The 10,007-nt window shown below is 38.5% G+C and carries 12 protein-coding genes and 2 tRNA genes; 2 read left to right on the top strand and 12 right to left on the bottom strand.

The genetic code is table 11. The annotated features are described in order from the left end of the window. The 11 genes from MRZ19_RS05220 to MRZ19_RS05170 all read right to left on the bottom strand — a co-directional run. The coding region (locus MRZ19_RS05220; protein ID WP_291031057.1) for a hypothetical protein at positions 1–192 on the bottom strand (192 nt) is incomplete at its 3' end. Position 193: 1 nt separating this feature from the next. Beyond that, positions 194–781 carry an aminodeoxychorismate/anthranilate synthase component II gene (locus tag MRZ19_RS05215; protein WP_291031056.1) on the bottom strand — a complete coding sequence of 196 codons (588 nt, stop codon included), beginning with the start codon at positions 779–781 and terminating at the stop codon, positions 194–196. After that, positions 781–2,547, bottom strand: a complete 1,767-nt coding sequence (locus MRZ19_RS05210) for a bifunctional chorismate-binding protein/class IV aminotransferase (RefSeq protein WP_291031054.1) — start codon at positions 2,545–2,547, stop codon at positions 781–783. The genes MRZ19_RS05215 and MRZ19_RS05210 overlap by 1 nt, the downstream gene beginning before the upstream one ends. Positions 2,548–2,588: 41 nt before the next feature. Next, a tRNA-Arg gene (locus tag MRZ19_RS05205) sits at positions 2,589–2,665 on the bottom strand. Positions 2,666–2,670: 5 nt separating this feature from the next. Continuing rightward, positions 2,671–2,746, bottom strand: a tRNA-Ala gene (locus tag MRZ19_RS05200). Positions 2,747–2,795: 49 nt separating this feature from the next. Continuing rightward, positions 2,796–3,389, bottom strand: coding sequence for a dephospho-CoA kinase (coaE, locus tag MRZ19_RS05195; RefSeq protein WP_291031052.1), 594 nt, complete (start codon positions 3,387–3,389; stop codon positions 2,796–2,798). Further along, positions 3,386–4,183: a spermidine synthase gene (locus tag MRZ19_RS05190; RefSeq protein WP_291031049.1), complete on the bottom strand. Its 798-nt coding sequence runs from the start codon at positions 4,181–4,183 to the stop codon at positions 3,386–3,388. The genes coaE and MRZ19_RS05190 overlap by 4 nt, the downstream gene beginning before the upstream one ends. Before the next feature lie 32 nt (positions 4,184–4,215). Then, positions 4,216–4,746: an META domain-containing protein gene (locus MRZ19_RS05185; protein WP_291031047.1), complete on the bottom strand. Its 531-nt coding sequence runs from the start codon at positions 4,744–4,746 to the stop codon at positions 4,216–4,218. Positions 4,747–4,761: 15 nt separating this feature from the next. Continuing rightward, on the bottom strand, positions 4,762–5,616 hold the full coding sequence (locus MRZ19_RS05180) for a peptidyl-prolyl cis-trans isomerase (RefSeq protein ID WP_291031043.1): 855 nt from the start codon (positions 5,614–5,616) through the stop codon (positions 4,762–4,764). 55 nt (positions 5,617–5,671) lie between these two features. Next, positions 5,672–7,027 (bottom strand): M20/M25/M40 family metallo-hydrolase, encoded by a 1,356-nt coding sequence (locus MRZ19_RS05175; protein ID WP_291031041.1) that lies wholly within the window; start codon positions 7,025–7,027, stop codon positions 5,672–5,674. Next, positions 7,027–7,680 carry a 3-methyladenine DNA glycosylase gene (locus tag MRZ19_RS05170; protein ID WP_291031039.1) on the bottom strand — a complete coding sequence of 218 codons (654 nt, stop codon included), beginning with the start codon at positions 7,678–7,680 and terminating at the stop codon, positions 7,027–7,029. The genes MRZ19_RS05175 and MRZ19_RS05170 overlap by 1 nt, the downstream gene beginning before the upstream one ends. 84 nt (positions 7,681–7,764) lie before the next feature. Between MRZ19_RS05170 and MRZ19_RS05165 the strand changes: the two genes are divergently transcribed. Together MRZ19_RS05165 and mutY are read left to right on the top strand one after the other, a co-directional pair. Continuing rightward, a complete protein-coding gene (locus MRZ19_RS05165) occupies positions 7,765–8,838 on the top strand; it encodes an NAD(P)-dependent alcohol dehydrogenase (protein WP_291031037.1) in 1,074 nt (357 codons plus the stop codon). 27 nt (positions 8,839–8,865) lie between these two features. Next, the gene (gene mutY, locus MRZ19_RS05160) at positions 8,866–9,852 is read left to right on the top strand and encodes an A/G-specific adenine glycosylase (protein WP_291031035.1); all 987 of its coding nucleotides are present in this window, start codon (positions 8,866–8,868) and stop codon (positions 9,850–9,852) included. Positions 9,853–9,855: 3 nt separating this feature from the next. On the opposite strand, the gene MRZ19_RS08555 is transcribed toward mutY, so the two are convergent. Then, the coding region (locus tag MRZ19_RS08555) for a DUF2972 domain-containing protein (protein ID WP_366936152.1) at positions 9,856–10,007 on the bottom strand (152 nt) is incomplete at its 5' end.

The raw sequence follows: 10,007 nt of genomic DNA, 5'->3' as shown, positions 1-10,007 counted from the left end.
AATCGCATAAAAGAAATCCTCCCTTGCATCATAAGGCGTTTTAGCTAAACGCAATGCTTCTTGCTGTATTGTTTTGTGCTGCTCTTTTACCTTTAAGACATTCTGTAAATTTCCATAAGAAAGATATGCATTAATTCCATTCGCAATCAAGGAAAGAAACAAACCATTAAAAGGTTGGAATCCAAAACGCAATCTAAACCTTTTGCGCCTTAAGTTTTAAGAAGTTTTTCAAAAGCTTCTTTCCATTCTCTTGCAAAATAGACTCTGGGTGAAACTGCACACCATAGGTATTATAACGCTTATGCTTTAGCACCATAGGAATCTTTTTTTCTCCCACTACGCTATATCCTAACATCTCACAATCGCCTAGCTCACTTACATACAAAGAATGATACAAAGCAATCTTAAAAGGATTTCTAATCCCCTTTGTGAGCGCATTAGGCACAAAATAACACAACGCATTTTTTGCGTGCATTGGCTTTTCCATTCTCTCTACTTTGCCGCCAAAGGCTTGTGCAATACATTGATGCCCCAAACACACGCCTAAAATATTTTTCCAAGATGCAAAAGTTTGAATGAGCTCCAAGCTTAATCCAGAATCCAAAGGCGTCCCAAAGCCCGGAGAAATCATCAAGCAGTCAAAAGATTCCACAAAAGCAATCGCTTCAGCAATGGGTGCAAAATCATTTTTCACCACGCACACCTTTGCGCCAAGCTCCTTTAAATAATACTCCAAATTATAAGTAAAGGAATCATAATTATCCACTAGCAACACGCGCATTAGACTAACTCCACAGGCACAACGCCCCTTAAGGAATTCACACAAAACACCTTCGCATCTTCTAAATCGCCCTTGCACAGCACCCGCTCTTTTAACACTCCACACTCTAGCAAGACCTCACGCAGCGTTCCGCCAAGCATTCCACATTCTAAAGGTGGCGTCAAACACTCTCCGTTTTTGACAAGCACAACATTGCTTCTATCCCCCTCGCAAAGTTCCCCTTTTTCATTGCAATACAATCTGTCAAAATAGCCCTTAAGGACTGCACGCTCCGCCCTTAGCGTAGTTTTGTGATAAAGCAAATCATTTTGAGAATTTAAAGAAGCATTTGCGATTCCAACTCTATGCGTATTTATCATATCCAAAGGGCTTTGCGTAAGAGTAAAATCACCATTCTCTTGTAAAGTCAAATGCACCTTATAGCATTGCTCATCACTTCGTAAATCCCTAAAATACGGAATCTCTTTTGTGCTTATAAAAAGCGATTCCAACTTTTTAGACTCTAGCGTTAAAAAATCATCAAAACTTAAATTTTGTGGCGTTTCAATCGCATTAATTGCTTTTAAAAATCCAAGTTTATGCGTGCTAAATCCAAGTAGTTTTGCACTATTTATCAAGCGTTTTTTATGCTTATGTAATAAAAAGATTCTGTCTTTACACATTAACATTGTTTCAAAAAGCATAAAATCTAGCTTTGGCGTTAAAAATCGCGCCTTAAGTTGCAATTCTTTAAACTCTTCCTCTGCATTGGAATCCCACACAATACCACTGCCCACGCCATAGCGGTAAAACCCCCCATCAAAGGCTAGCGTGCGAATAGGCACACTAAAAGTAGCCTTCCCTCCCTCAATCACCCCTAAAGCACCACAATACACACCTCTCTCTCTTTGCTCAAGCTCTTTAATCACACGCATTGTTGAGTGCTTTGGCGCACCCGTGATTGAACCACAAGGAAACACTGCTTTAAAAATCTCTCCTAAATCTCTTGTTTTAAGGCGCGCCTTAAGAATGGATACCATTTGAAAAAGCGTTTTAAACTTCAAAGTTTTTAGTAGTTTTGGAATTTTAAGAGAACCTAATTTGATAATTTGACTCATATCATTGCGCAATAAATCAACAATCATTAAATTTTCACTTTGACTTTTGGAATCGTTTTTCAAAATTTTCTTAAAATGCTTATCCTGCTTGCGATTTTCACCGCGCTTAATTGTGCCCTTCATTGGTGCAAAAATAATTTTCTCTCCCCTAATCTTAAAAAACAACTCCGGTGAGAGCGAGATAATCTCAGCAAAACCACTCTTAAAATAACAACAATAAGCGGTTTTTTGCCTTTGACTTAGTGCTTTAAAAATCTCAAATCCCTCACAATGACTCTTAAGTTGTAATTCTTGTGTAAAATTGACTTGATAAGTATTACCCGCACTTAATTCTTCTTTAATGCGTAAAAAGCCCTGCATATAAGAATTTTTATCAAAATTTTTTGTAAAACTAGGATAAAAAAAGGGCTTTTGGATAGAAAATATGGAATCGCTTTTTTGCTTTTTTGCACCTTGCTTCCATTTTTTGCGCTCACTAAATAAAACAAACTCTAATAATGGCGTTTTAGATTCTGCTTTATTTAGTGCTTCATAGCACACATATCCCACCCAAAACCCACGCATATCGCTTTGGATTTCCCTAAAAGATTCCATAATATCCGCACTCTTAAAACACACAATGGAGCGTAATGGCTTTTCATAGCAGTATTTTCCGTAGATGCAAAACATAATATTCCTAAAATTTCGGATTAAACAAGAAAGTAAAGAAGTGGTACGCCCGGAGGAATTCGAATCCCCGACCTACAGGACCGCAACCTGTTGCTCTATCCAGCTGAGCTACGGACGCACAAATGGTGGAGTGTAGGAGGATCGAACTCCTGACCTCAACGCTGCCAGCGTTGCGCTCTCCCAGCTGAGCTAACACCCCTACACTCTAACAAAGCGGAGGATTATAACAAATAAAGCTAAATTAAATTTTAAAATTTAGACAAATACTCTTGCAAATAGCATTCTAATTTTTGTTGCAAGGACTCTAAACTGCTACAATTCTCAATCACATAGCTCGCCATTGCACGCTTTTGCCCTAGCGGCATTTGCGCATTTATGCGACTAAGGGCTTCTTGCTCACTAAAACCATTGCGCTTTTTTAACCGCTCAATTTGTAATTCTTGTGTGGTAGCAATCAAAAGAGAATGCGCAATAGGATAATCACCTCTTTCAAAAAATAAAGGAATATCCACAAAATAAGGAATCTTTTTTTGCTCCTCTTTTTGAGCCTCTTTTAAAATCTCTGCTTTGATTTTTGGATGCAAGATTGCTTCTAACTCCTTGCGCAAAGCCGCATTAGAAAATACGATTCCGCCTAACTTTTTGCGTTCAATCTTACCATCACCCCCCAAAATTTCATCGCCAAATACTGCAACAATAGAATCCTTATTTTCCTCTAATACCCTGTGCGCAATGGAATCTGCACAAATCACACAATAGCCATAAAGCTTAAGCAAAGAAGCCACCGTGCTTTTTCCACTAGCAATTCCGCCACTTAAGGCAATGGCATATTTAAAATTCAATTTTGCGCCACTCCAAGCAATGCAGATTTCACGGCTTTTGGCAACACAAATGCGCTTAAATGCAAATTTGCGTGGTAATATTCTAAACCTTCAAGCATATCTGCTTTTTGGAGTTGGATATCTGCTGTTGGATGGTAAAGTTTAGAAGCAAAAACATAACAATCCTGAAGTAAAGATAGCGGAGCAAAAAAGGGCATTTTTATGCGAAAATCCCCCAAAGATTCCAATTGCTCTTTAACTTTATGTGTGTCTAATAAAATCTGCGCGGTGCGTGTGATTAGAATTCCATCATCACTTAAAAGCTTAGAGTAAGCATTAGCATTAGCATCTAAAGATAGGATAATATCGTATTGCACACTATCACTTTGCGCATTTTGTGCTAGAAACTCAACACTAAGTTGTGGAATCAGTTGGAATCTCTCTGATTCCACAACTTCCCTGTAATGCGGTAAGAAGCTCATTAAGGATTCCAAAACCTTCAAATCAAACTGCAAAAAATCCACTTGCAAGCCACTATGGCGCAAAAACTCAAAGGCAAACTCTAAGTTAAAACTCCCAGCAACTAGCACACGCTTAGGATTCTTATGCGAACAAGCACTCAAATGCGCTAAAAGCTCACTTTGCACACAGAGTAAATTCTTTAACAACAACCCCTCATCCAATAAAGCAATCTCACCAAAAGCTTCAGAATTAAAGAGTTCTAAACTCTGTTTGACACCCTTAATTTCTAGCAACTTACGCTCTATCTTATATTCTTGTTGAAACTTACCATCATAAGATTTTGTAATCCACATATACAGCCTTTATAATTACTTAAACTTCCTGCCTAGTCTAACACTAAATAAAAATCCTTGCCCAAAAAGAAAATTTTACCCATTGTGTCCCCTTCTTTAACAAGTAAAATCTTTGTTTGTGCGTTTAAAAAACGCTCTGTTAGCATCGCTTCGTCTTTCATTGCCTTTTCATCGCACATTTTACGCGTCATACCCGCATTTTCTACTTTTAGGATTCCATCTTTTAAGCTATATGCACCAAAAAAACTATTGCATCCAAAACTTCCATTAACCATTCCCTTTTCAAAACGCACACTATAATTACTCTGCGCATCGCTCTTTAGCGGAGTAACAGCGTGTTTATAGCTATATGCAGCAATTCTCCAATCTTTTTTGGATTCCAACACCTTATTATAATCCGTGTCATCGCAGTTTCTAGCCGTGTTTGTGCCTGCGTGATAGCATTTTACAGATTGTGGATTGTTTGGAACAATATTGTATTTTTCTTGCGATTTTCCACAGCCAACCATTACTAAAGGCACTATCCCTGCTAAAAAAATTCCCACTTTTGCTAGCTTTGTCATCTTAACTCCTTACGCTTAATTGAGACGCACAATATTCACTTTTGCATTTGAGCGCAATTTTTCAAAATATTCATAAATCACATAATTTTCTTTGTGTTGCATAATTTTTTGTAACGCAATATTTTTAGCACTCTCATAGGGCAAAAGCACAGGATTATGCTTACCCTTAATCAAAAACGCCACATAATCATCGCCAATAGGAAAAATCGGGGTAAATCCCCCAACCTTTCCTTGTGCAAAAGATAAAACAATCTGTGGATTTAATGCTGCGGTTTGTAGCACTTCATTTTCTCTTTTAACATTTGGTGCAATGGATTTTCCGCCACTTTGCACCACACGCTCAATTGCTATGTTATCCTTGCTATAAAACTTCACAACATCAATACTTTTGGGGATTAAAAAGTCATTCTGATTGGCATTGTAATACTCAAGCACCTCCCTATCATCCACTGCTCTTAAACTCTCTTGCGTAATACTTTGATACAATTTGCGCTTAAGAATCTCTTTTTGAATGTCCTCTTTATAAGCATCCCAGCTACCCCCCTTGCTTTCTATGTATTTGCGCATATCCTCAGGGGTTGTCTTATTTTGCTCTGCTAGCCTTTGGATTTCAGTTGCAATCTCCAAAGCATTTGCGCTAAGTTTGCGTTTTCTAATCTCCTCTTCGTGCAAACGCTCATTAATCAGCCTATCTACCGCCACATCTTGCGGAATATTCTCTCTTTGTTGCATTCTATAAACTTCAATCAAAGTTACAGGATTTCCATTCACAAAAAATGCAATCCCACTCACCAAAGACGGAGCTGCAAAACCCACAGACACGCTTAAAACCAAACCAATGATGAAAATTTTCCCTTTTTGTTGCAGCATTATCATCCTTAAGTCAAATTTTGCACAATTGTATCAGAATCTCTTTTGCGTTTTTCTAAATTGCTTCAAATCTTTTTAGAATCGCATTTAAATATCGCTTAAAAACCTCAAAGCTCTCCACATCTAGCCTTTCTTTTACAGAATGCGGGTTAAGGATAGTTGGACCAATGGACACAAAGCTACTTTGTAGGAATTTTTGCTTTAGGATTCCACATTCTAGCCCAGCGTGGATTTCTTTTAGTTCTGCATTTGCATTAAATCCTTTATAAATCTCCCACACTCTTTTTACAAAAACATTATATTCTCTCTCCCAAGGCGCATAGTAATCCTGCACCTCCACACTAAAACCAAGCTTTTTTAGCTTTTCTTTTTCTTTTTGTGAATGCTCTAGCATCAATACTTCTTCATTTCCCCTACCCATTGCAATGAGTTCAAAAACCGCCTTATTATCCTCTATGCTTTGCTTTAAGATTCCAATATTGCTAGATAAAATCGGCACATCCTTACGCATCACAAGTGCACCATTTTCTAGGCTTAAAATCGCTTCAAGCACAGGCTTCACATCAAAAGCGTTAAAATCCATTTTAGATTCCAACTTTTTAACACTAAAATCCCTTAAATCCTTTAAAATTCTCTCACATTCACGCAAATTTTCTTTAGGAATTGCCACACAAAGTTTTGCGCCCACAGGGATAGAATTACGCTTCTCACCACCGCTAAACTCCACAACAAATGCCCCACAAGCAACAAGCCTATCAGCGATTTTTGCACATTCTATAATTGCGTTTGGAATCTTTTTAGTAATCATAATCCCACTATGCCCACCGCTAAAACCTTGCGACTCTAGCGCATAAAACACGCAATCTTGTGGAAGTTCTAAAAGTGAAAGCGTGATTTTGCTCTCTAAATCATAGCCCCCAGCACAGCCACAAACCACTGCATCAATCTCCTCACTATCGCAATTTAGCACAAATTTAGATTCCAACTTTAGCGCAATGTTATTTGCCCCAACCATTCCTACTTCTTCATCGCTTGTAAAAAGGCATTCTATATCCTTACAATCCCTTAACGCCACCAACGCACAAGCCACAGCGATTCCATTATCCGCCCCAAGGCTAGAATCCTTCGCCTCCAAATACAACTTCTCACCCTCTTTTACAAACACAGGCTCCACGCTAAATTCCTTATTGCTAGACACATACACCATATCATAATGCCCTTGCAAGCATAACTTCGGGCTTCCCTTGACACAACGGATATTCCCCGCCCCATCACATTCCACTTTTGCACCACAATACTTTGCATAACGCACAATCCATTCTCTAAGCAGCTCCGCATTCTTGCTAGCGTGTGGAATCTTACAAATCTCTAAAAACAAATCCAACGCTTCTTTTTTAAAGACATTTTCCATTATTTTCTCCCTTTAGAATATTCTACAATTTTTCCGTGAAAGCGCGCAAAAAGCAAGTTAAGCGGAATCCTAAAGCCATACAGCGCACAAACCTTAGCATAATTTTCCACCAAGCCCTGCGTTAGCCACTCTTGCATTGCTTCATAGGATTCCAACTCATAGCCAAACCCCTTAAGCAAGCGATAAGTGTAAGTATCTGCTACCATCACTTCACGCCCTAAAGCATAGTTTAAAATCGCATCAGCACTTTCAAATCCGATTCCTTTTTGCTCTAAAAGCCACTCTCTATCCACACTCTCACAAAAGCAAGCATAACTCTTAAAATCCCTTAAAATATTACAACATAGATTTTGCAATCGCTTTGCTTTTTGGCGAAAAAACCCGACATTTTTAAGCATTTCTTGTAAGTTTTCTAGGGGCAGTTTTGCTAGAGATTCCACGCTTAAAACTTCTTTACTCTTAAGCACATTTAGTGCGATTTCTACTTGCTCCCAGCGCGTGTTTTGCACCAAAATCGCCCCCACAACCACTTCAAAACTTAGCGCATTAGGCCACCACCAATGCCTTTTATCTTCATAATGCGATTCCAATTTAGGCAACAATTCTTTACTTTTTAAAAATTCTAAAAGCGCGAAACTCTCTGTAATTTCCATTTTCCATCCTTAAAATTCCACGCAATTTTAGCAATTTTTTAAAGGATTAGCATATAATTTTAAATCTCAACACAAAGGGTTAATATGGATTTTAAAAACATTCCTTTAGGACAGAGAATTCCCGCCTTTGGCTATGCAATTAAGAGTAAGGATTCCAACTTTGAAAAGTTTTCTTTCACACGCCACCCTATGGGAGAAAAAGACATTGTGATTGAAATTTTATTTGCAGGAATTTGCCACAGCGATATTCACTCCGCGCGCAGTGAATGGTTTGATGGAATTTATCCTATGGTTCCTGGACACGAGATAGCAGGGAGGGTTGTTGCCACAGGAAGCAAGGTTAGCAAGTTTAAAGTGGGCGATTATGCAGGGGTTGGTTGTATGGTTAATAGCTGTGGGGAGTGTGATGCGTGTAAAAAAAGTCAAGAGCAGTTTTGTCAGCAGTGCGTTTTTACCTATAATTGCCAAGATTGCTTCCATAATAATGAGCCAACTTATGGCGGATATTCTAATAATATCGTCGTTAATGAGCATTTTGCAGTATGTGTGCCAAAAGATGCGCCACTAGATAAAGTCGCTCCCTTGCTTTGTGCAGGAATCACAACTTATTCTCCACTTAAATTTAGCGGTGTAAAAAAGGGCGATAAAGTCGCTGTTACAGGCTTTGGCGGACTAGGCGTAATGGCAGTTAAATACGCCTTAGCAATGGGAGCTGAAGTTTATGTCTTTGCGCGCAATAGAAATAAAGAAAAAGAAGCTCTAAATTTAGGCGTAACAAAACTTTTTGATAGCACACAGGGCATCAAGGAACGCTTTAATCTTATCATTTCTACGATTCCAACTTCTTATGATCCTATGGAATACATAAATCTCTTAAAATTTGGCGGGGAGCTTGCCATTGTTGGGCTTCCCCCAAGAGAAGTTAGCCCGGATATTAATATTACTAACCTTGTATATAACGCAGGACGAAAGGTTTATGGCTCGCTTATTGGCGGAATGCAAGAAACACAAGAAATGCTAGATTATTCCTTAAGACATAAGATTTACCCAGAAACTGAGATTATCCGCGCAGACCAAATTGATGAAGCCTATGAAAATCTAACAAGTGGCAAGGCAAAATTCCGCTATGTGATTGATATGCAAACACTAAAGGATTAAAGCCACTCTCTAGGCTTAGAATTCTTTATGCGTATTGTTCAAAAATCTCTGCTTCATTGGTATCAAACAAATGGACGCCACTCTCTCCCTTGGCGTGATAAAAGACTGCCAAACCGCCCTTATGCCGTGCTACTTAGTGAAATAATGCTCCAGCAAACCCAAGTAAAAGTCGTAAAGGAACGCTACTTTTTTCAATTTTTAGAAAAATTCCCCACTCTAAAAGATTTAAGCAAGGCAAGTGAGCAAGAAGTTTTGCGCGCTTGGCAGGGCTTAGGCTATTACACACGCGCTAGAAATTTACACAAACTCGCACAACTCTGCGCCAACACAGGATTACCTAAAGAAGTTAAAGATTTAATAAAGCTCCCAGGAATTGGCACTTACACCGCCGGGGCTATTGCTTGCTTTGCCTATGATTTAAGTGTTAGCTTTGTAGATTCCAACATTAAACGCATTTTAACACGCCTTTTTGCTCTCAAAAACCCCACGCAAAAGCAATTAGAACAACAAGCAAACGCTCTTTTAAACTTGCAAGACTCCTTCAATCACAACCAAGCCTTGCTAGATTTAGGTGCATTAATTTGCACCGCAAAGTCCCCAAAATGTGGGATTTGCCCCTTAGAGAAATTTTGCAAAGGCAAAAATATGCTAGAGAAGCTTACAAAAAGCAAAACAAGGGGCAATATAAAAAAGACACTCCACTACGCAATTTTTACAAAAGCGCATAAAATCGCACTTGTTAAAAGCACGCAAAAACTCTATTTCAATCTCTACAACTTCCCAGAAGTTTTAAAAAAAGATTCCATAAAACTGCAAAATATTGGAATCCTAAAGCATTCTTACACAAAATACAATCTAAGCGTGCATTGCTACTTTTGCGATAATCCAACAATTTTGACACAAAATTTAGAATTTTTCACGCCACGAGAACTTAGCACCATCCCCCTCTCCGCCCTTGCACTAAAGATTTTAAAACTTTTAAACACAAAGGGCATTTTAAATTCCAACTTTTAACCCTCATTTTAACCCCTCCTCATCCTCCTTACACATCTCTAAAAACTCTGCATAATACTTCCAAGTTTTAATAATATCAGGGCGATGGGCTTGTAAGTGTTTAAAGCTTTCCTTTAGGATTTTATGGAATCTTTTTTTAAAAAAGGGCTTTTGCT

Origin of the sequence: Helicobacter sp., from assembly GCF_022770205.1 — a bacterium.
Lineage (GTDB): Bacteria > Campylobacterota > Campylobacteria > Campylobacterales > Helicobacteraceae > Helicobacter_D.
This window is presented reverse-complemented; position numbering and strand designations above follow the sequence as displayed.